Annotated in this window: 23 protein-coding genes and 1 pseudogene; 12 read left to right on the forward strand and 12 right to left on the reverse strand. The window is 65.9% G+C overall.

The genetic code is table 11. The features are described 5' to 3' along the window. Positions 1-23 precede the first annotated feature (23 nt). From A5771_RS15985 to A5771_RS16030, 10 genes are read left to right on the forward strand one after another with little or no spacing between them, the layout of a single operon-like run. Positions 24-2651 carry an NAD-dependent epimerase/dehydratase family protein gene (locus tag A5771_RS15985; protein ID WP_064856138.1) on the forward strand — a complete coding sequence of 876 codons (2628 nt, stop codon included), beginning with the start codon at positions 24-26 and terminating at the stop codon, positions 2649-2651. Positions 2652-2664: 13 nt separating this feature from the next. Then, the gene (locus tag A5771_RS15990) at positions 2665-3672 is read left to right on the forward strand and encodes a hypothetical protein (protein WP_064856139.1); all 1008 of its coding nucleotides are present in this window, start codon (positions 2665-2667) and stop codon (positions 3670-3672) included. Next, positions 3669-4121, forward strand: coding sequence for a Zn-ribbon domain-containing OB-fold protein (locus tag A5771_RS15995; RefSeq protein ID WP_207545463.1), 453 nt, complete (start codon positions 3669-3671; stop codon positions 4119-4121). Before A5771_RS15990 ends, A5771_RS15995 begins: the two co-directional genes overlap by 4 nt. Then, a complete protein-coding gene (locus tag A5771_RS16000) occupies positions 4118-5299 on the forward strand; it encodes a thiolase family protein (protein ID WP_064856140.1) in 1182 nt (393 codons plus the stop codon). The genes A5771_RS15995 and A5771_RS16000 overlap by 4 nt, the downstream gene beginning before the upstream one ends. Next, on the forward strand, positions 5296-5922 hold the full coding sequence (locus A5771_RS16005) for a histidine phosphatase family protein (RefSeq protein WP_064856141.1): 627 nt from the start codon (positions 5296-5298) through the stop codon (positions 5920-5922). Before A5771_RS16000 ends, A5771_RS16005 begins: the two co-directional genes overlap by 4 nt. Further along, the gene (locus A5771_RS16010; RefSeq protein WP_064856142.1) at positions 5919-6827 is read left to right on the forward strand and encodes a 3-keto-5-aminohexanoate cleavage protein; all 909 of its coding nucleotides are present in this window, start codon (positions 5919-5921) and stop codon (positions 6825-6827) included. The genes A5771_RS16005 and A5771_RS16010 overlap by 4 nt, the downstream gene beginning before the upstream one ends. After that, complete coding sequence (locus A5771_RS23430) at positions 6824-7021, forward strand: ferredoxin (protein ID WP_064856143.1); 198 nt, start codon at positions 6824-6826, stop codon at positions 7019-7021. Before A5771_RS16010 ends, A5771_RS23430 begins: the two co-directional genes overlap by 4 nt. 25 nt (positions 7022-7046) lie before the next feature. Further along, positions 7047-8231: a cytochrome P450 gene (locus A5771_RS16020; RefSeq protein ID WP_064856144.1), complete on the forward strand. Its 1185-nt coding sequence runs from the start codon at positions 7047-7049 to the stop codon at positions 8229-8231. Then, on the forward strand, positions 8228-9697 hold the full coding sequence (locus A5771_RS16025) for an aldehyde dehydrogenase family protein (RefSeq protein WP_064856145.1): 1470 nt from the start codon (positions 8228-8230) through the stop codon (positions 9695-9697). The genes A5771_RS16020 and A5771_RS16025 overlap by 4 nt, the downstream gene beginning before the upstream one ends. 27 nt (positions 9698-9724) lie before the next feature. Then, positions 9725-10753, forward strand: a complete 1029-nt coding sequence (locus tag A5771_RS16030) for a hypothetical protein (protein ID WP_064856146.1) — start codon at positions 9725-9727, stop codon at positions 10751-10753. A 330-nt stretch (positions 10754-11083) separates the two neighbouring features. On the opposite strand, the gene A5771_RS16035 is transcribed toward A5771_RS16030, so the two are convergent. The 3 genes and pseudogenes from A5771_RS16035 to A5771_RS16045 form a co-directional block, all read right to left on the reverse strand. Continuing rightward, entirely contained in the window at positions 11084-11854 is a 771-nt protein-coding gene (locus A5771_RS16035; protein ID WP_013830656.1) for an SDR family NAD(P)-dependent oxidoreductase, read from the reverse strand. 44 nt (positions 11855-11898) lie between these two features. After that, positions 11899-12039: pseudogene (locus A5771_RS16040) on the reverse strand (SDR family NAD(P)-dependent oxidoreductase); the annotation flags it as partial. 137 nt (positions 12040-12176) lie between these two features. After that, entirely contained in the window at positions 12177-12860 is a 684-nt protein-coding gene (locus tag A5771_RS16045) for a TetR-like C-terminal domain-containing protein (protein ID WP_064856147.1), read from the reverse strand. 192 nt (positions 12861-13052) lie between these two features. Here A5771_RS16045 and A5771_RS16050 point away from each other — a divergent pair, with 192 nt between their 5' ends. Both A5771_RS16050 and A5771_RS16055 read left to right on the forward strand, forming a co-directional pair. Continuing rightward, positions 13053-14060 (forward strand): hypothetical protein, encoded by a 1008-nt coding sequence (locus A5771_RS16050; protein WP_064856148.1) that lies wholly within the window; start codon positions 13053-13055, stop codon positions 14058-14060. Positions 14061-14093: 33 nt separating this feature from the next. After that, positions 14094-16694: an NAD-dependent epimerase/dehydratase family protein gene (locus A5771_RS16055; RefSeq protein ID WP_234783081.1), complete on the forward strand. Its 2601-nt coding sequence runs from the start codon at positions 14094-14096 to the stop codon at positions 16692-16694. 84 nt (positions 16695-16778) lie between these two features. Here A5771_RS16055 and A5771_RS16060 read toward each other — a convergent pair whose 3' ends face one another. The 9 genes from A5771_RS16060 to fadD3 form a co-directional block, all read right to left on the reverse strand. Next, on the reverse strand, positions 16779-18026 hold the full coding sequence (locus A5771_RS16060) for a hypothetical protein (protein WP_064856150.1): 1248 nt from the start codon (positions 18024-18026) through the stop codon (positions 16779-16781). A gap of 7 nt (positions 18027-18033) precedes the next feature. Further along, on the reverse strand, positions 18034-18429 hold the full coding sequence (locus A5771_RS16065) for a heme-binding protein (RefSeq protein ID WP_064856151.1): 396 nt from the start codon (positions 18427-18429) through the stop codon (positions 18034-18036). Positions 18430-18468: 39 nt separating this feature from the next. Then, a complete protein-coding gene (locus tag A5771_RS16070) occupies positions 18469-19635 on the reverse strand; it encodes a pyridoxal phosphate-dependent aminotransferase (RefSeq protein ID WP_064856152.1) in 1167 nt (388 codons plus the stop codon). Continuing rightward, positions 19632-20420, reverse strand: coding sequence for an alpha/beta hydrolase family protein (locus tag A5771_RS16075; protein WP_064856153.1), 789 nt, complete (start codon positions 20418-20420; stop codon positions 19632-19634). Before A5771_RS16075 ends, A5771_RS16070 begins: the two co-directional genes overlap by 4 nt. Positions 20421-20482: 62 nt before the next feature. Then, on the reverse strand, positions 20483-21469 hold the full coding sequence (locus A5771_RS16080) for a linear amide C-N hydrolase (RefSeq protein ID WP_064856154.1): 987 nt from the start codon (positions 21467-21469) through the stop codon (positions 20483-20485). 20 nt (positions 21470-21489) lie between these two features. Beyond that, entirely contained in the window at positions 21490-22449 is a 960-nt protein-coding gene (gene ipdE2 / locus A5771_RS16085; protein WP_064856155.1) for an acyl-CoA dehydrogenase IpdE2, read from the reverse strand. Next, on the reverse strand, positions 22450-23415 hold the full coding sequence (locus A5771_RS16090; protein WP_064856156.1) for an acyl-CoA dehydrogenase family protein: 966 nt from the start codon (positions 23413-23415) through the stop codon (positions 22450-22452). Then, positions 23412-24545 carry an acyl-CoA dehydrogenase family protein gene (locus tag A5771_RS16095; RefSeq protein ID WP_064856157.1) on the reverse strand — a complete coding sequence of 378 codons (1134 nt, stop codon included), beginning with the start codon at positions 24543-24545 and terminating at the stop codon, positions 23412-23414. Before A5771_RS16095 ends, A5771_RS16090 begins: the two co-directional genes overlap by 4 nt. Further along, entirely contained in the window at positions 24546-26072 is a 1527-nt protein-coding gene (fadD3, locus tag A5771_RS16100) for a 3-((3aS,4S,7aS)-7a-methyl-1,5-dioxo-octahydro-1H-inden-4-yl)propanoate--CoA ligase FadD3 (protein ID WP_064856158.1), read from the reverse strand. Between the last annotated feature and the right edge of the window lie 39 nt (positions 26073-26111).

The following is a 26111-nucleotide window of genomic DNA, read 5'->3' on the forward strand; positions in this document are numbered from 1 at the left end:
TGAGCTGAGAGTGTGAAGGTGATATGTCAGGGCGAATTCTGGTAACGGGCGGCACCGGGGCGGCCGGCGCCGCCACCGTCAAATGGCTCAAGCGCATGGGTGCCGACGTCGTGGTCCTCGCGCGCCGCGCCCCCACGGTGCCCGTCGCCGGGGTGGAGTACGTCGCTGCCGACATCCAAGACGCCGAAGGCGTCTCGCGGGCGGTTGCCGGTTGCGATGCCATCGCGCACTTCGCCTGGACGGTGTCGGCCATGCAGAGCGCCGAGATCGCCGAAGGCATTGACATCGGCGGCACCACAAACCTGCTGCGGGCCATGGCCGACCATGACTGCCGTCGTATGGTGTTCGCCTCCTCGATTACCGTCTACGGCGGACATGCGGACCACCCGCAACCCTTTACTGAGGACGAAACACCCCGCCCAGCGGCCTCTTTCCACTACGAGAACAACAAAGTTCGCGCCGAGCAGATGATCCTCGATTCCGGTGTGGAGGCCGTCAACGTGCGTCCGACCGTGATCGTCGGCCGCTCGTCATGGAGCGCACCAGCCAACATCTTCCGCCATCCGGTGGTCGTCACACCAGGTCGGGATGCCCGCATGCAACTGGTGCACGTCGACGACGTCGGTCGCTTCTGTGCGCTGGCCGCCTTGGGCGGACCCACCGGAACGGTGAACCTCAATGCCGATGACGCGCTGACCTTCACCGAGATGGCGCGCATCGTCGGACGGCCCGTGATCAACTCCGGCACGCGGTTCGCGCAATTGCTCGCCGGCCTGATCGGGCGGGCCGAAAACTTCAGCTCGGTACCCGATCTCATCGACTTGTTCCTGCACTACCCGCTGGGTGATACCCGAAAGTTGCGAGAAGAATTCCGGTTCCGCTGTGCCTACAGCTCGGCCGATGCGGTCGCCGACATGACCGACTGGTCGTCGAGCACGTGGACGGTAGGGACTCGCTCGGTGCGCAAGCCGCTCCGCCTGGGGGTGCCGGCCGTGCATCCCCGCCACACCAGCGGTGCCGGCGGCAGTGTGACGCGCATCGTGCCGCCGGAATACACCGGCGAATTCGACAATGTCACCGGCGATCCCGAACTGCCGGAGTGGAGTGCGGCCAATCTCTCGGAAGCCTTCCCCGGCCCGATGACGCCGTTCTCGCTCGGACTGGCGAATCGAATTCTGTTCAGCGGCGCCAACATGCTCGACCACCTGTTCCCGATGGACCGCGATCTGATCGCCACAGTAAGCACCAAGCAGGTCGGGACGATCGGCCACCGGCTGTACAACAACATGACGGTGATGAAACGGCTGGCAGGCGCCATCCCGGGGCAGACGCCGGAGAGCTTCGAGCTGCAGATGAACGGAACCCCGCTGCCCGAGGGCTACCAGGCGCCGCCGATGTCCCGGGCCGACCTACTGGCCGGTGTGCAGGCTGCGGTGAAGGGTGGGCCGCAGATCCTCGGTCTCGGCAGGGAAGTCGCCGACATGGAACGGCGGGCGCAGCGTCTTGTCGCAGACCGCCCGGATCTGACCGCGATCAGCGATGAATTGTTGCTGTCGCGTCTGGAGTTGGTGTCCGACACGGTGGTACGTGCCTGGGACATCAACTTGATGAATACTTTCATGGTCAGCCTTCCGATGAACCTGATCGCCCGGCGCTACGGGGAACGTTCCGCTATGAATGTGCGTGCCGGAACGCAGAATCTGCGGAGTGCGGCACTGCTGCGCGGTGTACGGGAACTCGCTGATCTGGTGGCGCGGGACGACGGTCTGCGCCGATTGATCGCCGACAGTCCACGCGAGGTGGTGCTCGACAAACTCCGCAGTGATGCACCCGGATTCGCCACGAAATTCGACCGGCTGGTGGCCGACTGCGGGCACCGCGGCCCGGGCGAGACTGAACTGAGCAACGAAGTCTACGCCGATGCACCCGAACTCTTGCTGCGATCGGTACTGGGCAGCATCCGCGGGGCCGAGACGCTTGCCGAGGAGGTCACGTCTGGATCACCGATGAGTCGGGCACTCACTCGGGTCGCGGTCAGTGCGATGGAGCGCCGGGAGAACGGGCGCGATGTCTGTATGAAGGTCACCTACGAGTTGCGCTTGGTACTGAGGGAATGGGGTCGCCGATTGGTGAATCGTGACATCCTGGATTCGGCCGACGACGTGCATTATCTGACTCTTGACGAAATCTATTACCCACCAGCAAGTTCCAAGGAGACAGTGGCTCGCCGGCGCGAGGAGCGTGAGCGGCTGGCGAAACTCGACTATCCGGTGCACTTCACCCAGCCGTGGGCACCCGACGATGCCGGTCTGGTCGACGACGCCGAGATGGTTACCGGTCAGGCGGTGTCGCCCGGCACCGCGCGGGGCATCGTGCGCATCCTGGCGCATCCCGACGACGACTTCGAACCCGGTGAGGTGCTGGTAACCAACGTCACCGACACCGGCTGGACGCCATTCTTCGGCTGTGCCGCGGCCATCGTCACCAACGTCGGTGGCGCGATGTCCCACGCCGCGATCGTAGCCCGCGAGTTCGGTATCCCCGCCGTCGTCAACACCATGACCGCCACCCGGCAATTGCGGGACGGACAGTTGGTCGAGGTCGACGGTACCGCCGGAACAGTTCGCGTCATCAATGCCAAAGTCAGCTGAGAGGAGCGAGAACATGTCAGAAAAAGGAGAATTCGGTCATCGAACCCTGGTCGGCACCTTTGAGCCCGTCGCGGCCGACGCTGACCCGACGCGCACCTACTTCGGGCTGTCCTTGTCATGCACGTGGTTCTATCTGAACTTCCGTGACGCAGAAGACAAGCTGTGTTTCGCCTACCGGACCGTCTTGGGCCTAGAGGGCACACTCCACTTCACCTGCAACGAATCTCGGGATGGCGCTCTGCGAAAGGTCGCCATGCCCGAAGGTCGCGAGTTCTTCCGGGGACCGGTCATTACCACCGTCGACGACGACACCTACCGGATGGCCAGCAAGCCGGCCGAATCCGGCTACGCCACCGGTCAGCCCTTCGAATTGGTGCGCACCGGCACCGAACTGCGCTATCGCGAAGGAGAGGAGCTGCAGTTCAGCGGCCGCCGGATCGGTCCGGGCATGCAGGTGTACGTGCCCAGCGGCCCGACCCCGCTGCTCTACACCTCACTACAGCACCGGGTTTCCGGTACCGCTTTCGGTAAGTCCGGTGAAGGCTTCCTGTGGCTGGACCAGTGCTACCTTCCGCCCGGTGTCACCTGGCGCAACAGCGACTTCTTCAAGGGCGTCGAGCTGGCCTGGACGCCGTTCGGTACCGAGTACGCCGACGGGTCGATCGAGATGGGCCACATCTGCTACGGCGCCGACGGATTCAACTTCTCGCTGATCGCAACCGGCGATGGCGAGGTGCTGCACTGCACATCAGATGTCGCGGCACGCGACATCAAGTACAAGTCCGATACCTTTCCGGAACACATGTACTACGAGGTCGACGGCACCGACTGGGAGTGGTCCGCGGTCGACGACGGCGAACTGCCCGATCAGGCTTCCGGCCACGACTTCTACCGCTCATCGGAGGGCTACCTGCGGCGTGCAGGGGAGACTCGCACGCCGGTGGTCTACCACTCGTACAACGAGTTCTTCCCACCGGCGATCAAGGCCTGGGAATCGACCGGACGGATCATCGGCAGGTGAGTTCGGAAGATCAGAACCAGCACCGCACCGGAGTCGGTCCGCTGCTGCAGCCGGTACCCACGCCCGACGAGATGGAGTTCTGGCGTTCGGGGGCGGACGGTCAACTACGCATGCAGCGCTGCGGCAGCTGCCGGCGCTGGCAGCATCCGCCGAATCCGGTTTGCTCGCACTGCCTCTCGCGTGAGGTGGACTTCGAGGCGGTCAGCGGGTATGGCACCGTGTACTCGGCGACCATCAACCACCAGCCCTGGCTGCCGCACCTGATCGAGCCCTACGCGGTGATCGTCGTCGAACTCGACGAGCAATCGGGCCTGCGTTTCGTCAGCCGTATGGTCGCGATGCCGGTCGACCAGGTGGCCGTCGGCATGCGGGTGCGGGTGGTGTTCGAGCCTCTGGGCGACGGTCTGTACGCGCCGCTCTTCACCGCAGCGGAGGGAGTTCCGCGATGACCCGCCCCGAACAGCAAGCGGTGATACGCGGATTCGGATCTTCACAGGTGGGGCGCCGACTGCCGGCCAGCGAGATGGCGCTCACCGTGGACGCCTGTCTGGCGGCAATCGCCGACGCCGGTCTGACCCGCGATGAGATCGACGGGCTGGCAACGTTCCCCGGCGGCGGCTTCGATACCCCCGGCTTGGCCGGCCCCGGTGCGGATGACGTGCACGCTGCCCTCGGGCTGGTCACGAACTGGAAATACGGCGGCCCGGAAGGCGGTCAGCTGGGCGGGTTCTTCTCCGCATGCCTGGCCGTGGCCACCGGGCTGGCCCGGCACGTCCTGGTCTATCGCACCGTTGGTGAGGCATCGGCACAGGGCGCCGCGGGCCGCGCCGCGGCGCTGTCCGGCAACGCCAACGCCGCGGTATCGGGCTTCCGGCGCTGGCTTGCCCCGTTCGACGCGCACTCGCCGGTGAACTGGATTGCCCTGTACGCGCAGCGTCACATGCACGAATTCGGCACCACTCGTGAGCATCTGGGTACCATCGCGGTCAATAACCGAAGTAACGCCGGCCGCAATCCGAACGCGGTCTACCGCACCCCGATTACTCTTGAGGACTACTTCGGGGCACGGATGATCAGCACGCCGTTCGGCATGTATGACTGCGACGCCCCGTGCGACGGATCGGTGGCCTTCGTGGTGTCCCACATCGCTACCGCCGACGACGGTCCGCATCCGTCGATCGGCATCGAATCCATCGGCTGGGCCATGCGGCACCGACCGCTGTGGGATCAGTGGCCGGACATGACCGAGATGGCCGCCTGGGACGCCGCGGCGCACCTGTGGGAGCGCAGCGATCTGACCCCGGCCGATATTGATCAGGTGCAGCTGTACGACGGCTTCTCGTTCCTGCCGCTCATGTGGTTGGAAGCGTTGGGTTTCTGCGACAAGGGTGAGGGGGGGACCTTCCTGGAAGGCGGCAAGAGGATCGCGCTGGACGGGCCACTGCCGCTGAACACCGGCGGCGGCCAGCTCTCCGGCGGACGGCTGCACGGCTGTGGGCTGCTGCACGAGGCCTGTGTGCAGCTGGCCGACCGCGGCGGCGATCGTCAAGCCGGTCGGCCCGACACAGTTGCGGTCGGGGTCGGCGGAGGTCCGACCGCCGGAGCGGCACTATTGGTGCGCCGATGAGCACGGCCGGTGAAGGTATCGACGTCGCGCTGGTACGTCACGGGCTGCCGCTGCGGGTCGAGGGTGTGACCAGGCCGGACCCGCAGCTCAGCGAGAGCGGGCTGGCGCAAGCCCGCGCGGTGGCCGAGGTGATGAAGTTGCTGCCGGTTAGTGTGATCGCCAGCAGCGACTTGACGCGTGCTCAGCAGACGGCGGCACCAACGGCCGACAAGCTCGGGATCACCGTCGACATCCATGACGACCTCGCCGAGTTCGACAACGGTGCCGACTACTACGTCCCGATCGAGGACATGATCGCCGAGGCCGATCCACGACTCGAGGTGTGGCGAAATTCGTTGGCAGATCCTGAGATGGCTCGGATCTACGCCGAGTTCCGACGGGTGGCCGCGGCCGCGGTCGCACGCGTGGCGCGAGCAACACCGTCGGGTGTGGCGGCGATCTTCTGCCACGGCGGGGTGATCGCCGCATGTGTGGCCAAGGCGCTCGGCGACGTGCAGGCACCCTTGGTCGAACCGCGCTACGGCTCGGTCACCCGTATCACGATTGCCCCCGACGGGCAATGGAAACTGCGAACTTACAACGAGATTCACCATATCGAGCGGCAGATCGAAGGAGCGTCATGAGTTTTCGCGATGACGGCAAGGTCTACCTTGAGGTCGGCGTCAACGAGGTGGTCAGCAAGGACGACAACCCCAACATTCCCTACGGTGCCGAGGAAACCGCACGCAACATCGTCGAGTGCATCCGGCACGGCGCCACCGCGGTGCACTTCCACGCCCGCAATGACGACGGGACCCAAGCCTGGGTTGATGACGAGATCTCGCGCACGGTGCTCGCCTCCGCGGCGCGCGAGGTCGACCCGCTGGCATACCCGAGCTACCACGGCAGTCTCGAGCACATCTGGTCTCTGGCCGAGCGACCGCCGGCAGGGACCAAGCTGCTGCTGGCTCCGTTTGACCCGGTGCAGCACATCAAACGTGTGCTTTGGCTGGAAGACGAAAACCGATTCGGTGTCGTCAGTTTCGGTCCCGATGATCCGAATAACTCGAATCCGCCCTACCCGCCCGAGCTGGATCGCTTCGCCGACCTCGGGTTGGTGCCGAATATCGCGGTGTTCAACGCAGCGGACATGAGGTGGGTGACCCTGGCCGCGCGAATCGGCATTCTGCGTCAACCGTTGAACATCAAATTGTTCTTCTCTGACCGCTGGGTGTCCAACAATGATCCCGATCCGGACGTCATCGATTTCCTGATCTCGCGCATTCCCCAGGGCATCGACCACGAGACCGTGGTGGTGCCCTACGCGATGAGTTCGGCGCAGCGTTGCGAACAGCTGTGGGAACGCGCGCTCGACCGCGGTCTGGGAATTCGCGTCGGTGTCGGCGACTGCCCGTGGGCGTACCCTGACGCCACCAATGCCGAGATGGTCGATCGCGCGGTGGATCTGATCACCAAACGGGGATTCACGCCAGCCACTCAGGCTGACCTGCGCGCGCGGGTGGGTGCAACCGAAGCGGTGTCGCCATGAAGGTGACGGTCAATCCCGAGCGCTGCATGGGCCACGGACAGTGCTACACCTGGGGCCCGGATGTCTACCAGCCCGACGACGAAGGGTACTGCGTGGTGCCGGTAGCTGAGATTACCGCCGATCTGGCGGCGCAGGCCATCGCAGGCGCCGAGGCGTGTCCGGAGTCGGCTATCACCATTCATGATCGACCATGACCACAGTCCGAGAGGCGAGGTAGCAATGTCCGAGCAGAATGTCACCACTACGACCCAATTCGACCCTTTCACACCGGTATTGGACCCGTATACACCGCTGCGCGAGGCCGCGGCGCGCTGTCCGGTTCTGACGGCTCCCGGCGGTGCGCTGGTGATCACCGGCGCCCAGAATGTGTCGGCAGTGTTCAGGGACTCGGAGTCCTTTCTCAACGAACTTCGCCCGCCGGAACCCGGAACCCAGCCCAGCCTCGTCCATCTCGACGGTGACGAGCACACGCGCATGCGCAAGCTGGTGGTCAAGGCGTTCACGCCACGGGCGGTGAAGAAGCTCGAATTGCCCACTTACGCCATCGCTCACGAACTCGTCGACGGCTTCATCACGCGTGGAACTGCGGACTTGTGTGAGGAATTCGCGTTCCTGCTGCCGGCCATGGTCATCGCGGAGCTGGTCGGTATCCCGGAGGGGGACCGCTCAAAGTTCGTGCAGTGGGCCGATGACGCGATCACCGCTGCCGGCCCGGGTTCCAGCGGTTATGCAGAATCGGACCCGGACTTGCGGGCTTATGTGCTTGGCATCATCGACGAACGCCGCGAATCCCCGGGCGGGGATCTGCTCAGTGAACTCATCCAAGTCCATGACGGGGAAGACCGCCTCACGACCGATGAGCTGGTTGCCTTGGTGCGCATGCTGATTCTCGCGGGGACCGACACCACCGCCAATCTGATCGGATCAATGCTGCATCAACTGCTGTCGGAGCCATCCCGGTGGCAGCGCCTGATCGCCGAACCGACGCTGATACCGAATGTGGTCGAGGAAACGCTGCGTTTCGACCCGCCGCTGTACTGGGTGCCGCGCAAAGCCGCCGTCGTCACTGAACTGGCCGGCGCAACTATTCCGGCGGGAACTTTGGTGTGCAACGCTGTTGGACACGCGAACCGCGATATCGAGGGGCTGGAGCGCCCCTATGAATGGGACATGGATCGCCCAGCGGCGCGAAACCGGACCCATCAGACCTTCGGATTCGGCGAGCACTTCTGCATCGGCTCGTCGCTCGCGCGGCTGGAAGCGGCTATTGCGCTGGAAGTGCTGCTGGAGCGCCTGCCCGGAGTCGCGTTGGCGGACAGCTACGACTATCAACCGCACGGGCCGTTGATGATGCGCGGCGTGAAGACCATGCCGGTGGCCTTTCCCGCCGGAGCGCCTCGATGAGCTCGACCGAGATCATCGGCAGCCGCCTGCTGATCGACGGCGAGCTGGTTGATTCGGTTGGGGCGCAATCGGATATCGTCGACCCATCCACCGGTGCGGTGGTGCGCACCGTGCCGATGGGCGGGCTCACCGAACTGGATGCCGCACTAGGCGCGGCTCGCCGGGCCTTCGACAATGGCGGCTGGTCGCAGTTGCCGGCCCAGGATCGTTGCCGGGTATTGCAGCGCCTCGCCGATCTGGTCGATGCCCATACTGCCGACTTCACCCGATTCGTGGAAACCGAGGTCGGCACCTGCCGCAAGATCGCCGGCCCGGGTCAGGTGACCAGGCCGATGGATCACTACCGCGACATGGTGGCGCGGGCGGGCGTCGAACTCGGTCGAGAGCTGCCGCAGTTGGCCGGCCCGCCGACGACCGGGCAACGGGTCGTGCGCGAACCCTGGGGCGTGGTGGCCGCGATCACGCCGTGGAACGCACCGCACTTGTTGAACCTGTGGAAGGTCGGACCGGCACTGGCGACCGGCAACGCCATGGTGCTCAAGCCCGCCCCGGAAGCGCCGAGCTGTGCGCTGCTGCTCGGTGAGCTGGCGGTGCAGGCCGGTGTACCCGCGGGCGTGCTGAACGTGATCACCGGTGGCGCCGATGTAGGTCAGGCGATGGTCGCCGATCCGCGGGTCGACATGGTGGCGTTCACCGGGTCGTCCGCCGTGGGCCGAGCGATCGCGCAGTCGGCCGGCGCGACATTCAAGCACACCCTGCTGGAGCTTGGCGGCAAGTCCGCGCTGCTTGCCCTGCCCGACGCGGATATTCCATCATTGGTGGCGGCGGTCCTGCGGTTCGTCACCCTCGCTGGGCAGGGCTGCGGTCTGCTGACACGGATCGTAGTGCCCGACCCGCTGCACGACAGCGTGGTTGCGGCCCTGGTTGCGGCGCTGCAGCGGGTGCGGGTCGGCCCGGCCGACGATCCCGAGGTCCTGATGGGACCGGTCATCTCCGCAGCGGCCAGGGAACGCATCGAAGCCACCGTGCGCCAGGCTGTCGCCGATGGTGCCAGCATCGCGTTCGGCGGCGGACGCCCCGCAGGCGTCCCGGACGGCGGATTCTATCTGGAACCAACACTTCTGACCAATGTGACCAACGATATGGCGGTCGCTCGCGAGGAGATCTTCGGGCCGGTGGTCGTGGTCATTCGGTACAGCGGTGAGCCCGACGAGGGGGTTCGGATCGTCAACGACAGCCCCTACGGGTTGGTCGGTGCGGTCTGGACGGCGGACACCGCGCTCGGACTGCAGCTGGCCGGCCGCATTCGTGCGGGCCAAGTGCGCGTCAATGCGACAGCGTCGTCCAATGAGGCGCCGTTCGGCGGTTACAAGCAGTCGGGTATCGGCCGCGAGGTCGGGCAGGAAGGCGTCCTCGAATACACCACCGTCAAGTACGTCGGGTGGCAAACCGCTTCTGATAACTGATCATTCACACATCGATAGGAGTAATCCATGACAGCCGGTCCCGCAGTCGGCGACCTCAACTTCGCCACCTCGGTCAGCTGCTACCAGCCGAACCTCGCCATGCACTTGCCCACCGCACGGCCCCTCGGCCTCACCGAAGAGTCGATGTACCTGTACGGCGGATGGCGTGACGAGTCCGGCGCCTTGCACATCGTTGAGCGCAAGTTCTGCGGTCCAATGACCGCGGGCCTGTGGATGATGACCAATAGGTCGGGCAAGGTCACGTTGGCGCCGGAGTCGCTGCAGACTGTGCGCGGTGAGGTAAAGCGCGAGTACTCCGACACCCAGCACCATTTGCATGGGTCGCTGCTCGGCAAGGCTGGTGGTGCGCCTGAGGAGGGCCTCGACTATCGGCTTACACCCGGTGCCATGCGCTGGCGTGAGGGAACCGTGCTCGATCTCGACGGCACTTTGGTGGGGCCGGGAATTCAGATCGGTTCGATCGACCACGAGGAGCCGTTCTTCTACACAAGTGAGCTGTACAAGGTCACGGGATCGGTTCTCGGTGAGGCCGTCGATGGTTTCGTGTTCCTGGACCACGGCTACTGGCCGCACGGCCGGGACTGGAAGGAATACCAGATCTTCAACGGCATTCAGCTGTCCTGGTCGGCATTCGCGACCGAATTCGACGACGGGCATGTCGAATGGGGTCAGGTGGCCATCGGACGTCAGGGCTTCAATTTCGTGGCCGTCGCTGACGAGCACGGCCCGGTGGTCATGGACGTCAACACGGCCGGCGGAATCGACCCCGATCCCGAGGACTGGGCTCAGCGCATCGGTTACCAGGCACACGACGGCCGGACCTGGATATTCGAGTTGGAGCCCGGGGGGCAGATGTCGCAGTTCTCCGCTGCGCGCTGGGGCGGCTATCGTGCGCAGGCCGGCCACATTATGCGCCACGGCGAGGGTCGAGACGTGAAAGTAGCCTTCTCCTGGGGGGAAACATTCATGGAGCGTTTCCGCGAGGAGGGCGTCGGTTCGGTGGATGCGCTGCTGTCAGCAGACGTTACAAGCTGATCGCCGCCCGCGGCGAAATTTCAGCGGAGTCACTACCCGCTGGATCTTTGCGATACAGCCGGCAGTTCGTGGCACGACCGTGTGCGAGAGTTACCGCCCCATCAGCTCGCCGGCGTTCGTCTCGATCCTTGACCGAATGGCTCCTCGCCCACAACGGATCCCGTTGTAGGCCGTCGGGGAACCGGGGTTCTTCGCCGGAACCCGCGAGCAAGTATGCCGGCGGCCCGCCGACTACGCCGCGCCGCTTTGACCTATGAGCCATCGTCGATTGCAGCGGACGGACCGATTCGTCGCATGCCGAGAGCGCCAGGGGTCACGTGGAATTTCTGGTTACGCAGTTTCGGTAACACTGAGCGCGGCGGTTAGCAGGCCTGGGGTCCATCGGCGCGCCCGCCACGCCAGCGCACTGGACAGATCGGGCAAGACCATCACCTTCCCGCCGCGTTTGGCCAGTGACTTGTCCAGTGCGTCGACCACCTTCTCCGGGGTGATGAGGGGCACCAACCGCCGTAAGCGTTCATGACGGCCCTGGCCCAGAATGTCATCGAGCATTGGCGTTTTCACCGCCATTGGACAGACGCAGCGGACGATGACACCGGAATGCCGTTGTTCCATGGCCAACGTCTCGGCGAGGCCGACTACGGCGAATTTGGTGGCGGTGTAGGCGCCCATCTGCGGCGACGGCATCCAGCCCGCCATCGACGCTATCAGTCCGATTTCACCGCGGCGTTGGCGTTGCATGTCCGGCAGCACCGCCTGCACCCAGTGCACCGTGCCCAAGTAATTGATAGCCATGGTGCGGGAGAATTGTTCAGGTGCAAGTGCATCGATGCGGCCGGCAGTCGCAATTCCGGCGGCATTGACCAATCGATCGATCGCACCGACTCGGGCCCGCACCGCATCGGCGGCCATCGATACCTGCTCGGCATCGGAGACATCACACGGGAAAGCGGTGGCTCCGAGCTCACTGGCAGCCCGCTCCAGTGCGGCGCCGGGCAGGTCGACCGCTGCCACGGCCCAGCCGTCGGCGGCAAGCCGGGTTGCCGCAACGCGACCGATGCCGCTTGCTGCGCCGGTGACCACCGCGACCCGCGCGCCCATCAGAAAGCCCCGGCCATGGTCGTCGACGATGCCTGATAACCAGGAGGAAGCTTGGGATGCGGATCGGCGGTCTTCGCTAGCAGGGCGATATCGGCGCCCTCAGCTGCAACCCGATTGGCGATGGCCAGACCGATGCCCCGGCTGGCGCCCGAGATGAACATGGTCTTGCCCGTGTACGTTGTCATACCTCGGTCGGCCTCCGGGTTGTTGTGTCTGTACTTCGACCCGCCGGTGTGGTGAATCGCGCGGTCAAAATAGTAACCTAGTTAGCTATATCGAGACGACGCATCACGCCGAATGACTTTGAGCGGCTCCGGTCCCGCTAAGTCCGTGGGGTGTCGAGTGCGAGGTTGACGAAGTTCATCAGCGTCGCCTCGAGTTGGTCTTCACTCGGCGCCGTGGCCTCGGGCGCGGCTCCGGCATGCTGGCTAAAGAGTGCGTGTATGAGGACGCCTCCGCCGATGGCTTCCAAAACCGCCACGGGGTCGGCGGTTTCGCGAAGTCCGCCGTGGTGTGCAGCGGCGTCGAGCGCGGCCACGTTGACGACAAAATTCGGGTCGACGACGCGTTCCCGATAGGCGTGGTATAGCTGCGGAAACTGCTGGGCTTCCAAGTGGATGCGCAGACTGGCGATACCTTCGGCCGAAGTGAAGTAGCGGTAGATATCACGCGCGTACCGCATCAGTTGCTCACGCACGGGGCCACGACCGTCAACGACAGGAAGAACTGCATCTGCGAGCGCATCGAGCAGAAGCGCTTCGCGGTCCGAGTGCCGCCGGTAAATGACATCACGGCTCACTTGCGCAGCTTTGGCGACCCGATCGAAATGGAATCCCGACCAGCCGAATTCGGCATAGGTCTGGCGGGCCGCCACGAGAACCCGGAGGTCAATGCCGGGGTCGCGCCGGCGTCCACCACCGGGCCGTCGCCGTCGTCGCGGTTCGCCCGGCGGCGTGTCGGATTCGGGGGAGTCCGACGGATCGGCGGCGTCGGCCTGCTTGGGCATCGGTATCCCTCTACGTATGCGGTGCTGAAGTGGGCTGTGCGGAATACTAGCCGGATCAGCTATTGCCAACACAATGTGTCGGTAATAAGCTGACCTCGGCGCACGCCGCGGCGAGGTATCCCAAGAGGTGACCGTGGCCAGCGCCGTGCGGATCAGGCACTCATCAGCCAAGAGCTAGGAAGAACAAGGAATATGGCATCAGACATCGGATCGTTTCAGCACCGCGCCTTGACGGCGTCGTACACACCAGACATAAGCGTGCATCACCCGTACAACACCCCGTTCGGCCTTGCCGAGCAGGTCGTCTACTTCTACGGGGGATGGCGCGAAGCTGACGGAACGCTACACGTCTTCGAGCGCAAGTTCATTGGTCCGATGACTGCTGGGCTATGGCTGATGAACGCCCGCGGCGGCTCTGTGGCCATCGAACCTGATTCTGCGAAAACCGTTCGGGGTGAGGTAAAACGAGAGTATTCCGATGATCGGATCCTGCTCCACGGGGCGATGATGGAGAAGGTGGGAGACTCGGGCGGCGCCTTCCGTTTTGAGGGCACACCCGGCAAGTTCGAGTGGAGCGAAGGTGACCTGTTGTCGCTCGACGGAGCGCTCGTCGGTCCTGGTGTCCAGATCTACGCGCCAGACGAGCGCGAACCGATCCTATATATCAGCGAGTTGTACAAGGTCAATGGCACTGTGCTGGGGGACGATGTCGAGGGGTTTGTGTTCTGGGACCACTCTTACTGGCCGGCCGGCTACGACTGGAAAGAATTCCGCGTGTTCAAGGACCTGCAACTGGGCTGGGAAGCGTACGCCAACGAGTACGACGACGGGACCATCGAATGGGGGCACCTGTGTTTGGGCCGCGAGGGCTTCAACTTCGCTGGTGTGGCGGACCAGAACGGTGCCGTCGTGATGGACAGCGGCGTCACCGGAGGCATCGACCTCGGTGACGACGATTGGGCGCAGCGCACTCGATGGAAGATGTCCAGTGGCCAGGAGTGGACCTTCGAATTGGAAGAGGGGGGCAAACTCTCCGAATTCACGGCAGCCCGGTGGGGCGGCTACCGAGCGCAGGCCGGGCACACCCGCCGCGTCGGTGACGACCGCAAGGTGCGGTTGGGCTTCAGTTGGTTGGAGACATTCGGTGATCGGATCCGGGAGAGCAAGGTCCCGTCTTTTGATGGCGCAGTAAACGACTGAGCTACAGGAGATTTAGTGAGTTCGAATGGTCGTGTGTTGGTCACCGGGGGCACCGGCGCTCTCGGTGCCGCGACCACCAAGTGGCTCGTACGCGCAGGCCACGATGTCGTCGTCTTTGCCCGCCACGAACCGGACACTCTGCCTAGGGGTGCCCGGTTCGTGCCGGGTGACATCGCCGACGGAGAGTCGGTCCGGCGGGCTATGTGCGGCTGCGACACCGTGGTGCACCTGGCGTGGGCACTCAGCGGATCGATCACCCATGAACAAGCCGAGCCGGTCAACATGGGTGGAACCCGAAATGTGCTGCGCGCAATGGGCGATACTGGTTGTCGGCGCTTGGTCTTTTCTTCGTCGGTAACCGCCTACGGTGCTCATGCAGATCACCCGCAGCCGTGGCACGAGGACGAGGAGCTAGCTCCTGCCCACGGCTTGGTGTATGAATGGCACAAAGCGAAAGCCGAGCGATGCGTCGTCGAGTCGGGGGTCGAGGCAGTCCGTGTGCGCCCGACGGTGGTCGTCGGGCGTGAAGCGCACAATGCCCCAGCCAATGTTTATCGGCAGTTGATGATCCCCACTCTCGGTGGTGCGAAGATTCAGATGATCCACCAGGACGATGTAGGGCGGTTCTTCGCCCATGCATGTGACAGTGCCGCCGTCGGTGCAGTCAACCTGGCGGCTGACGATGTGCTCACCTGGAGTCAGGTCGCTCAACTGGCGCGTCGGCCCGGGTTTCCCACGCCGCCCGGCGGTTTGGTGCCAGCTGTACGCCTAATCAGCAAGTTGACGCCGGTAGCGCGGTCGGCTCCGGAACTGTTCGACATGTTCCTCCACTGGCCGATTGCCGATACAACTCGGTTGAGGGAGGAATTCCGTTTCCAACTCGGGTACTCCTCTGCCGAGGCCATCGCGGACCAAGGGCGGCATGCGACCAGCCACTTCGTCCTCGGCATGAAGGAGATCCGCAGACCGACTAAATTGGATCGAGCGCGTCCGTTCCTGCCCGCGCAAGGTGACACCGAAGGTCGCTCCGTCGAAGTGATATCAGGCGAACCGTCGGGAGAGCTGGACACGCGACAAGCCGACCCCGGATATCCGGAGTGGACCTGCGCCAACCTCGCCGAGGCCTTTCCGGGGCCGATGACCCCGTTGTCGCTGCAACTGATCGGCGACGCGCTGTTCACCGGTGCTGACCAAGTCGCGTTGCTGCTCCCGTTGAACGAGCAATTGCGCGACAACGTGCGGCGCAGGCAACTGGGCGTGTTCGGTCACCGGTTCTATCAAAATGTCAGTGTGCTCCGGGAGATGGCCTCGGCGATTCCCGGTCAGACCGCAGAGGACTTCGAGCACCAGATCAACGGTCGGCCGTATCCGGCCGGTTACGTTCGCCCGAAATTCAGTCTTCGCGATGTACCTCGATACGTGAAGTTTGCTGCCGTCGCCGGGCCTCGTCTGTTGGGTGTCTCGACAGCCGTTCGCGACGTCGAGACGCGCGCAGATGAAATCTGTTCTGTGCAGACATCACTCGGCGATCTGACCGACGAGCGGCTACGCGTCCGAATCGATACTCTATGGCGTGATTGCATCGACGGGTGGAAGGTCGGCTTGTTGTGCACTTTCCTGGTCAGCGCGCCGACCTCCGTGCTGGAACGCCGGTATGGCTCCGGGGCCGCGGCGCAGCGCACACAGAGCTCACCGGGGTTGGCAAGTTCACGCCTACTGCGTGGTGTCCGAGAGTTGGCGGCTATGTCCGGATACCGGCCGGAAGTCGTTGCGGTGCTTTCGAGCGTTCGGTCTGACAGCTGGCACGAGTTGCAGCGCCGAGACCCGCCCTTTGCCGAGCTGGTGCAGCAGTTGCTTGATGCTGCCGGACACCGCGGTCCAGGCGAGACCGAATTGGCCAACGCCGTATACGCCGACGAGCCCGTTCTTCTCCTGCGGGCCATTGCCGGCGCCGCCGACGCCAGACCCGTGCCGGTCGATATCCCGAGGCTCGATTTCCTCGGCAGGCAATTGACCAAACTCAGCTGGTTGACGATGGGGCAGCGTGAACGCTGCCGTGACGCAGTGATGCGCTTGACGCATCAGTTGAGATTGGCCCTGCGGGAATGGGGTAGCCGGCTGACGGAGCGCGGTCTACTCATGTCAGGTCTCGATGTCTTCTACCTCAGATACGACGAGCTATTTGGTTGCGGCACCGAACTCGCGACGATTACTTCTCGGCGCCGCGAAGAGCACGAGCGGCTCGCCAAGTTCGACCTGCCACTGCGGTTCAGCCAGCCGATGGACCTGACCGCGGTATCACGTTCCGAAGGTGTGGAATCCGTCATCTCTGGCGTGCCCGCAGTCTCGGGCGTGGTGCGCGGGCGGGTGCGAGTGCTGCGGTCACCAGATGATGAGCTCGAGTCAGGTGAAGTCATGGTGGCCAAGGTGACCGACACCGGGTGGACACCGTTTTTCGCCACTGCCGCAGCCATAGTCACCGATATTGGCGGCATGATGTCGCACGCTGCGATCGTAGCTCGAGAGTTCGGTATCCCAGCCGTCGTCGGGACCGAAATTTCCTCGCGCGTGCTTCGGGATGGGCAACTGGTCGAAGTAAATGGCGATACAGGCCAGATCACAGTCCTCGATTAGGGTTCTCACGTTTGCGAGCTTGGTTACTCGCCGAGAAGCTGCGCGGCAGAATCAGTAACCCGACCTGCAAGCCGGGATGGCGGATCAGCCGTGCCAGCGCTGCTGGTGCCCGGCGTGGGTGCGCAGATAGGCACCGGGGCCGTAGAACTCGTCGTAGAAGTCGGTGTCGAGGTGCTGGGCCTGCAGATACATCAAGACGTGCACCGTCGGCACCGTGCCGGGAAGCTTGCCGAAGGTGTCGTAGATATATGACGCCTGCAGCGTGACCAGCTCGGCGATACCATCCGGCGGCAGCGCCGAGCCGCGCACCGCCGGGCTTGCCGACCAGGGACCGGGGGTGTCGGCGTGAGACGGTCCGCCGGGACCGAACTTTCGGGCCACCAGCTTGGCCACGCCTTCGGCCATCGACGCCACATGCGGCGGGCTCAGTGTCTCGAAATGGCCGGGTAGCCCGGTCACATTCGGCAACGGCCAGCGCGGGTCGTCATCGGCGACGAACCCCAGGGCGCGCAGCACCGACACCCGGTCCAGCCCGTCGAAGATCCAGCCGCCCAAGCCCATCGCCTGCAACCCCAGCGCCCCATTGTGGGCGGCGATGGACAGCTCGGCGCTGGCCTCGGTCAGGCTGTACTGCTCCACGAACGACAGCGGGATCGGATCATCCGCGTGCGCCAAATGCGAAAACGCTTGCAGGCCAGGGATATCACGTCCGTTGATGTCATCGGTGATGCGGTAGCCGTTGGCCGCGAAGAACCACAGGTTCTCCAGCAGATGCTCGGCCAGATCGGCCACGGCGAACGCCAGCAGGCTGCCCGGATGGTTGCCGATCCAGGTGTTGTGGCCCTCCATGTAGGGCTCCTCGCCGGGCAGCTCCAAGCGAGAATCCGACAGCCGCACATAGGAATCCGCCGTGTGGCTGATCCAATCCTCGATGGTGTCGAGCTGCCGCGGTTGCTGGTCGCGGGTGGGCAGCAGATAGCAGCCGGTGTCGTCGGTAAAGAACAGCTGACTGGTGTGAAAGCCCGCCGCCGACGGCATTGCCCGGCCGGTGGCGCTGCCGGGATAATTGGGCAGCGCCGGGGCGTATCCGGGATGGTGCGCGATGCCGTCGTGCCAGCCGGTGACCCCGGCCATCAGTGAGAGCAGCAGCGCCCGTTCCACCTCCGAGAGCGGCTGCACCGGCCGCCGGCTGGTGTACGCCAGCGCGCCGGCCGGAATGGCGCCGCCGACCGGGAACCGCCGGGACCGGCGTCCGGTGATCGCGGCGAACAGGCCGAAGCCGGCGGCTTGGGCCAGCGCGGCCCGTTCGTGGTCGCTGATCGCCAGGCCCATGGCGGATCTACTTGCTGACGGTCTCCAGCAGCATGGCCAACTGGGTCGGGGAGACCGCGATGCCGCACTGGTTCTTCAGGTCGGTCAGCGGTGCGGCGATGCCCTGCAGGGTCGACAGCTGGTCGAGGTGGCCGATGAAGTAGCCCTGCACCGAGGACTTGGCCTGGTCCGCGGGCATGGTGGCCGCGGCGGTCAGCACGTCGTTGGCCTCCGGGTGGTCGTTGAGGAAGCCACCGGCCTGGCTCAGCACGCCGCTGGCGGTGGTGCTCAAGCCGGCAGCGGTGCAGGGCGCCGGCGCGGCGTCGGCTGGCGCGGTGGTTCCGGTCGTGGAGGCGGCCACCGCGCCGAGGATGCCGACGGCTGCCGCGCCGATCGCCAGGCGAGAAGTCGTGGTTGTGCGCATTGCTGTGGTCCCTTCGGTCGGTCGAGCTTGTGAGTAAACCTACCGGAGCGCCAGCCACCCGCCGATTCGATGCAACGCTTCGGAGATATCGGCGGTCGGGCCGGCGAACGACAACCGGACGAACGTGTTGCCGCGCTCGGTGTCGAAGTCGACCCCCGGCGCCAGCGCGACACCGGTGTCGGCGAGCAATCGCGCGCAGAACGCCAGCGAGTCGTCGGTGTACTGACCGACATCGGCGTAGACGTAGAACGCCCCGTCGGTCGGCGCCAGCTTCTCGATGCCCAGGTCTCGCAGCCCGCCCAACAGCAGCTCCCGGTTGGCGGCGTAGTGGCGCAGGTGGCCGTCGGATTCGGCGATCGCCTCCGCTGTGAACGCCGCGACCGCCGCGTACTGGGCCAACACCGGCGGGCAGATGGTGAAGTTGCCGGTCAGCCGGTCCACCGCGCGCCGCAGCGCCGGCGGCACCAGCAGCCAGCCCAGCCGCCAGCCGGTCATCGCGAAGTACTTGGAGAAGCTGTTGGCCACCACCGCGTTGCGGGAGGTCTGCCAGGCGCAGCTGGTCTGCGGGGCGCCGTCATAGACCAGGCCGTGGTAGACCTCGTCGCTGATCAGCCGCACACCGGCGTCGTCGCACCAGCGGTCGATCGCGGCCAGCTCTTGCGGCTCCAGGACAGTCCCGGTCGGGTTGGCCGGGCTGGCTACGATCACCCCGGCCAGCGGCCCGGGGATCTCGGCCAGCGCCGCCGCGGTGGGCTGGAAGCGGGTCTCCGGCCCGCACGGGATCTCGACCACCTCGCACCCCAGCGCGGTCAGAATGTTGCGGTAACACGGGTAGCCGGGGCTGGCGATCGCCACCCGGTCCCCGACGTCGAAGCAGGCCAGAAACGCCAGCAGGAAGCCGCCCGACGAGCCGGTGGTCACCACCACGTCGTCGGGGTCGACGGTCAAGCCGTAGCGATCCTGATACGAGCCGGCGATGGCCGAGCGCAGCTCCGGGATACCCAGCGCGACGGTGTAGCCGAGCTGGTTGGCCTGCAGAGCCTCGGCGGCAGCAGCGCGCACCGGTGCCGGCGCCCCGACGCTGGGCTGCCCGGCGGACAGGTTCACCAGGTCGCCGTGGCTGCGCTGGCGCTGCGCGGCGGCCAGCCACACATCCATCACGTGGAACGGGGGGATGCCGGCGCGCAGCGCGACACGATCGGTCATGGGCTTTCCTCCGTCATGACGCGGTGCAAAAAGCGGGTGGAGTCGGGCATCGAGGCGATCACGGTGCCGGAATGGTCCTGATCGGGGTACAGGTGCAACTCCACGTCCTGATGATGGTCGAGCAGTTGCTGGTAGAGGGTCTGGGTGGACAGCGGCGGCACGTCGGTGTCCAGCATGCCCTGGCCCAAGAAGATCGGCCGGTCGTAGCCGTCGACCGGAGTGCCCATGAACGCCTCCAGGACGCTGGCGATGCTCGGCAGGGTGTCGATCGGGGCACTGAACAAGTCGTTGACGGCTGCGCCGGCTGACTGGTGATCCAGCGCGGGTTTACACAGGTACTGCGCCATGTCGGCCAGCTCCCGTCCCCGCGGGGTCAACACCTGATCGATTCCCAGGTCGGGGCGGGCCTCACGCAGGGCGGCCAGAATGTAGGAGGCGTAGCTGATGGCCGCCGGTGGCGTCGGACGGCGGGGCAGCGCCGAGGGCGTGCAGTCGTCACCGAGACCGACGGTGCCGTGCGCCCAGGCGATCACCGGCCAGCCTCCGGCCGGTGCCGCGCCGCGCGGCACGAACACCGCCGCGGTGCTCACCGCGGGCCGATCGTGCTGATCGACGGTGGCATACAGGATGCGAAATGCGTTGGCGGCGCCGGTCACCGACAATACTGGATCAAGCGGTACCGAGGTGATCAGGCTCCCTGCGGCGGGGATGCTGCCGGCATAGGCGCGCGCGTCCAGTCCCGACCACTGGGGCACCGGTTCCGCGACCGCCGGTGCGGCCGGCATCACGGTAGCCAGACCTACCGACAGCGCGGCGCCGGCCAGTCGCCGAGCGTGGCGAACCGACCTCACGTGTTCATGCCGAGGAAGGAGAACGGTTCGGCGACAACGAAGTCCGCTGAGGTCTCACCGGCGAAGACGTTGCTGTCATCGGAACCGAGGTCGAGTTTCCGCACCGCGGCCCCCGGCGCGAAGTCGAGCTTCTTCAGGTCCACCCAGAACACGTTGGGCGTCAGGGCGGATTCGAAGCAGTACAGCGAGCGGGTGTGGTGGGCGACGGTGCGCCAGCGGGTCGAGGAGATGTTGGGCTCGTCGGGAGTGGAGATGCCGAACGGCACCGATACGTTGCGCACCACACTGAGCACCGACGCCAGCGCGATCTTCGGATCCTCGGACTTGGGGATGGCGTTGACGTAGAACGAGGCCCGCGCGAACCGGTCCGCCGCCCGGTTGGTTCCGGGCAGCATGACGGTGCCGCCGAGCTGCTCCCAGTAGGCGTTGACCGCGAGCTGAGAAGCGAAGATCGGCGAATTCGTCATCACCTGATAGTCGCGGCTGTGGTGGATGACCTGTTCGCCGCCAATGTATTCCACGATCGCGCTGTCTCCGTCGGCATCCGACATCGACAGGTGCAGGGTCGCCAGGCGGTCCTCACCGGGGACGCCATCGGTGACCACGACGAACGGTTCGGCGCTCAAGGCGGCGACGGCCTCGGCCACAGTGGCGAAGTTGTCCAGCACATACTGTGCCCAGGCTGCGATCGACAGCCCGGGCCGGGAGTGGTCGTAGGAGGGGTATTCCGATTCGGCCAGCCACAGCAGGTTGGCCGACAGGCCGGCCTCATTCAGGCCGTCGGTGGTGCAGATGTCGTAGCCGGTGGCCACCACGCTGCCGTACTTCGCCGTCCACTCAACGGAGTTCGGCCCGGCCTGACCGGTCCGCCGCATTCCGCGCGGAAGCGCCCAGAGATTGGTCGCCAGATCCAGCTTCCAGTCCATCGAGCGTCCGGTGATGATGTTGCCGTTGGGCCCCAGGTAAACCAATCGGGTACACACGTGTCCACCGTACGGGAGTTCTAGAACACCTCGGCCTCTAACCGGCGCAGGTGCTCGGCGGGCCGGCCGAGCAGCTGCGAGCTACCGTGCGCACGTTTGAAATACAGCTGGATATCGCTTTCCCAGGTGATCGCGATGCCGCCGTGCAACTGCACCGCCTCGCCGGCCACCTTGGAGAACGCCTCGCTGGCAACGACTCTGGCCAGTGCGGCCGACGACGGCGACGGTGCGGTTTCGGCTTCTGCGATGGCGTCCTCGACGACGGCGCGAGCAGCCGAGACCGCCACATACAGATCGGCCATCCGGTGCTTTAGCGCCTGGAAGCTGCCGATCGGTCGGCCGAACTGCACCCGGTCCTTGGTGTATTGCACGGTCAAGTCCAGACACCGGCTGGCCGCGCCGATCTGCTCGGCGGCCAGCAGGATCGCGGCGTAGTCGGCTATGCCGGGGTCGGTTCCGATGTCCTGAGTCTGCTCGGCGGTGATCCGGCCCAGTCGGCGGGTGGGGTCCATGGTGACCGCCGGCTCGGCGCGAAAGCCGGTCCAGCGGGTGAGCCGGCTGCCGTCGGTGCCGACGACGATATCGGCGACATCACCATTGACGGCGTATTCGTCACCGAAGACGACCGCCCCGATCGCGCTGCCTTCCGCCAGCTGCTCCAAGGCCTCGGTGTCCGGCTTCTCGGAGGCCAGCAGTGCCAGCTCGGCCAGGACGGTGCCCAGCAGCGGCGTGGGCACCAGCGCCTTGCCGAGCTCCTCGAGAACGACTGCGGCATCGCCCAACTGGCCTCCGGCCCCACCGAGCTCTTCGGGCACCACCAGGGCGGCGGCACCGACCTGCTCGCACAGCAGCTGCCACAGCGTCTCGTCGTAGCCGCGTTCGGACTCCATCGCGGTCCGGACCGCTTCGGGGCCGGCGTGCTTGTCGACCAGTGCGGCGACGGTCTGACGCAGCAGGTCGCGTTCTTCGTTGTGGGCCACTTAGATCGCCTCCAACACTCGCCGCCGATGGGCGGTAGCATCACCCCAGGCCGGGCGCAGAGCCTGCACCCGCAACAGCCACAGCGACAGGTCGCACTCGCTGGTGAAGCCGATCGCGCCGTGGGTCTGCAGCGCCGAATGCGCGGCCAGCAGAGCGGCGTCGGATGCGGCCACCTTGGCCGCGCTGACATCGCGGACGGCGTCGGGGGAGTCATCAGCCAGCGAGAGGGCGGCCCCGTACACCAGCGGGCGGGCCAGCTCGATCGCGATGTGCACGTCGGCCAGCTTGTGCTTGATCGCCTGGTAGCCGCCGATCACCCGGCCGAACTGGGTGCGCTGCTTGGCGTAGTCGACGGCGGTGTTGAGCATGGCCTGCCCGGCGCCGATCAGCTGTGCCGCGGTGGCCAGTGCCCCGACCTCGTACGCGCGGGCGGTGTCGGCATCCCACGACTCGCCGGTCGCGGTGACGTCGAAGACGCCGCGGCTGGGGTCCACGGAGGCGTGGCGGGTACCGGCCTGGGCCTGGTTGACCTTGCCGTCCTCGGCCAGCAGAACGAGGTCGGCGGCCTCGGCGTCCACGGCCCGCGGGGTGTGCGGCGGCAGCGCCACGGTGGCGATCAGCTCACCGGCGGCCAATGGTGCCAGCCGCTCAGCGGCATCGGGGGCGCCGGCCAGCAGCACCGGTGCCACCGCAATGGATTCCACCACCGGCCCCGGTACGCACCAGCGGCCCAGCGCTTCCATGGCCAGCACCAGATCGACCAGGTGGGCGCCGATGCCGTCGAACTCCTCGGGCACGGTCAAGGCGGTGACGCCTAGTTCGGACAGCTGATTCCACACCCGCTTGCCGGCCGCCGTGTCACCGGTCGACCAGGCGCGCATAGCGCCGGGCACGTCGGCCGCACCGAGGGCGGCGTCGATGCTGGCCGCGAAGTCGCGCTGTTCTTGGTCTAGATCGAATTTCACTTCTTCTCCCGGGGCAGGCCCAGCAGCCGCTCGGCGATGATATTGCGCTGAATCTCGTTGGTGCCGGCGTAGATGGGGCCGCCGAGTGCGAACAGGTAGCCGTGGGTCCAGGCGTCGGCCAGCTCGCCGTCGGCGCCGCGGATATCCAGGCCGGTCTGGTGCAGCGCGACGTCCAGGTCGGACCAGAACACCTTGGTCACCGACGACTCCGCGCCCAGCTCACCGCCGGCGGCCAGTCGGGTCACGGTGCCGAACGTCTGCAATCGATAGGCCTGCGCCTTGATCCAGGCGTCGGCGACAGGAGCGGTAAACGCCGGGTCGCTGCCGTGCTCGCGCCAGAGCGCGGCCAGTTTCTCGGCGCTCACGAGGAAGCGGGCCGGGCTGCGCAGGCTCATGCCGCGCTCGTTGCTCGAGGTGCTCATCGCGGCGCGCCAGCCCTGGTTCGGTTCGCCGATCACGTCGTTGTCGGGCACGAACACGTCGTCGAGGAAGATCTCGCCGAAACCGGTCTCCCCGCCGAGCTGCTCGATGGCGCGCACGGTGATCCCGTCGGCTTTGAGGTCGAACATGAAGTAGGTCAGCCCGTGATGGCGCTGCGCTTCCGGGTCGGAGCGGAACAGCCCGAAGCCGCGCTCACCGAACGGGGCGCGCGAACTCCAGATCTTCTGCCCGTTGAGCTTCCAGCCGCCCTCGACCTTGGTGGCCGTCGAGCGCAGCGACGCCAGGTCGCTGCCGGACTCCGGCTCCGACCAGGCCTGCGCCCAGATCTCTTCGCCGGACGCCATTTTCGGCAGAATCCGGTCCAGCTGTTCCTCGGTGCCGTGTGCGAACAGTGTCGGCGCCAGCATCGAGGTGCCGTTGGCGCTGGCCCGACCCGGTGCGCCGGCGCGGAAGTACTCCTCCTCGTACACCACCCACTGCAGCAGGCTGGCGTCGCGCCCGCCGTATTTCTTCGGCCAGGCGATCACCGACAGGCCGGCGTCGTAAAGCACCTTGTCCCAACGACGGTGCTGCTCGAAACCCTCGGCGGTGTCGTAGGACTCAGTCGGGAACTTGTCGGAATTCGCGGCCAGGAAGTCGCGGACCTCGGCGCGAAATGCTTCGGTCTCGTCATCGAAGTTCAGGTCCATTCAGGTCCACTCTCTCAACTCATGTTTGACCACCTTGCCACCGGGATTACGCGGCAGGGAGTCGGCGAAGGTCACCGATCGCGGCGCCTTGAAATTCGCCAGATGTTCACGGGCGTAGCCGATCACGCTTTGCTCATCCAACTCCGCCCCGGGCCGGCGCACGATGAACGCCCGGCCCACTTCGCCGAGGCGTTCATCGGGCACCCCGATCACCGCCACATCGGCAACCCCCTCGAGCCGGGCCAGCACCTGCTCGATCTCGGCCGGGTAGACGTTGAAGCCGCCGGAGATGTACATGTCCTTGAGCCGATCGGTGATCCGCAGGTTCCCGGCCGCATCCACGGTGCCGACGTCGCCGGTGTGCAGCCAGCCGTCGCCGTCGATGGCCGCGGCGGTGGCCTCTGCGTCGTCGAGGTAGCCGAGCATGATGTTGGCGCTGCGCAGCAGCACTTCCCCAGATTCGCCGATGCGCAGCTCGAAGTCGGCGATCGGGCGCCCGCAGGTGGTGGCGACGGTGACGGCGTCGTCGTCGGCGCGGCACATGGTGGCGAACCCGCCGGACTCGGTCAGCCCGTAGGCGGTGAGCACGATGTCGATGTCGAGTTCGGTCTGCATCCGCTCGATCAGCACCACCGGAACCGTGGCGGCCCCGGTGACCGCGAACCGCAGCGAGCTCAGGTCATGGCGGTCGCGGTCGGGGTGGTCTAGCAGGGTCTGGTAGATCGTGGGTGGGCCGGGCAGCACGGTGATCTGGTGCTTCTCGATGGCGCGCAGCGCACCGGCCGGGTCGAAGGTCAGCTGCGGTATCAAGGTGGCGCCGGTCTGCAGGCAGGCCAGGATCCCGGCCTTGTAGCCGAAGTTGTGGAAGAACGGGTTGATGCACAGGTAGCGGTCCTGCGCGGTCATCTGCCCGCACGCCGCCCACGCCGCCGGACCGGCCAGTGACTGCCGGTGTGCACAGAGCACGCCTTTGCTGCGGCCGGTGGTGCCCGAGGTGAACAGGATGTCGGACAGATCGTCGGGGCTGACAGCCGCCGCCCGCGCGTCGATCTCATCGTCGGTTATCGAGGAACCGGTGGCGATGAACTCGTCCCAGGTCCCGTCTTGCGCGTCGATCGGTATCCGGACGACGTGCTCGAGCGCCGGCAACGCTGCGCGGTCGAGTTCGGCGAGCCGGTCGGCTTTGAGGAAGCGGCCCATCCCGAGCAGGACCTTGGCGTCGCTGCGGGCCAGGATGTCGGTGGCCTCCGAGGCGGTGTAGCGGGTGTTCAGCGGCACCAGCACGCCACCGGCATAGTGCGTACCCAGGCAGGCGACGACCCAATGCCAGGTGTTGGGCGACCACAGCGCGACCCGGTTGCCGGGTGCCACGCCGTGCGCGATGAGCGCGGCGGCGGCGCGCCGCACGTGCCGGCGCAGTTCGGCGTAGGTGAACCGGGTGTCGTCTGCGATCAGTGCGTCATGGTCGGGGAGTGCACGCGCGATGTGGTCCAGGGCCGCAGGAGTCGTCTGCGGTGCTGTGTTCATGGGCACCACTCCTCCTTATCCCTCCGTCCCCCTCGCCGG

This window comes from Mycolicibacter sinensis, assembly GCF_001667375.1.
GTDB lineage: Bacteria > Actinomycetota > Actinomycetes > Mycobacteriales > Mycobacteriaceae > Mycobacterium > Mycobacterium sinense_A.

Bases quoted from the DNA above. Each gene is read 5' to 3' on its own strand.
- A5771_RS15985 (WP_064856138.1), top strand. From the start codon at position 24: ATGTCAGGGCGAATTCTGGTAACGGGCGGCACCGGGGCGGCCGGCGCC.
- A5771_RS15990 (WP_064856139.1), top strand. From the start codon at position 2,665: ATGTCAGAAAAAGGAGAATTCGGTCATCGAACCCTGGTCGGCACCTTT.
- A5771_RS16000 (WP_064856140.1), top strand. From the start codon at position 4,118: ATGACCCGCCCCGAACAGCAAGCGGTGATACGCGGATTCGGATCTTCA.
- A5771_RS16005 (WP_064856141.1), top strand. From the start codon at position 5,296: ATGAGCACGGCCGGTGAAGGTATCGACGTCGCGCTGGTACGTCACGGG.
- A5771_RS16010 (WP_064856142.1), top strand. From the start codon at position 5,919: ATGAGTTTTCGCGATGACGGCAAGGTCTACCTTGAGGTCGGCGTCAAC.
- A5771_RS23430 (WP_064856143.1), top strand. From the start codon at position 6,824: ATGAAGGTGACGGTCAATCCCGAGCGCTGCATGGGCCACGGACAGTGC.
- A5771_RS16020 (WP_064856144.1), top strand. From the start codon at position 7,047: ATGTCCGAGCAGAATGTCACCACTACGACCCAATTCGACCCTTTCACA.
- A5771_RS16025 (WP_064856145.1), top strand. From the start codon at position 8,228: ATGAGCTCGACCGAGATCATCGGCAGCCGCCTGCTGATCGACGGCGAG.
- A5771_RS16030 (WP_064856146.1), top strand. From the start codon at position 9,725: ATGACAGCCGGTCCCGCAGTCGGCGACCTCAACTTCGCCACCTCGGTC.
- A5771_RS16035 (WP_013830656.1), bottom strand. From the start codon at position 11,854: ATGGGCGCGCGGGTCGCGGTGGTCACCGGCGCAGCAAGCGGCATCGGT.
- A5771_RS16045 (WP_064856147.1), bottom strand. From the start codon at position 12,860: ATGCCCAAGCAGGCCGACGCCGCCGATCCGTCGGACTCCCCCGAATCC.
- A5771_RS16050 (WP_064856148.1), top strand. From the start codon at position 13,053: ATGGCATCAGACATCGGATCGTTTCAGCACCGCGCCTTGACGGCGTCG.
- A5771_RS16060 (WP_064856150.1), bottom strand. From the start codon at position 18,026: ATGGGCCTGGCGATCAGCGACCACGAACGGGCCGCGCTGGCCCAAGCC.
- A5771_RS16065 (WP_064856151.1), bottom strand. From the start codon at position 18,429: ATGCGCACAACCACGACTTCTCGCCTGGCGATCGGCGCGGCAGCCGTC.
- A5771_RS16070 (WP_064856152.1), bottom strand. From the start codon at position 19,635: ATGACCGATCGTGTCGCGCTGCGCGCCGGCATCCCCCCGTTCCACGTG.
- A5771_RS16075 (WP_064856153.1), bottom strand. From the start codon at position 20,420: ATGCCGGCCGCACCGGCGGTCGCGGAACCGGTGCCCCAGTGGTCGGGA.
- A5771_RS16095 (WP_064856157.1), bottom strand. From the start codon at position 24,545: ATGGACCTGAACTTCGATGACGAGACCGAAGCATTTCGCGCCGAGGTC.
- fadD3 (WP_064856158.1), bottom strand. From the start codon at position 26,072: ATGAACACAGCACCGCAGACGACTCCTGCGGCCCTGGACCACATCGCG.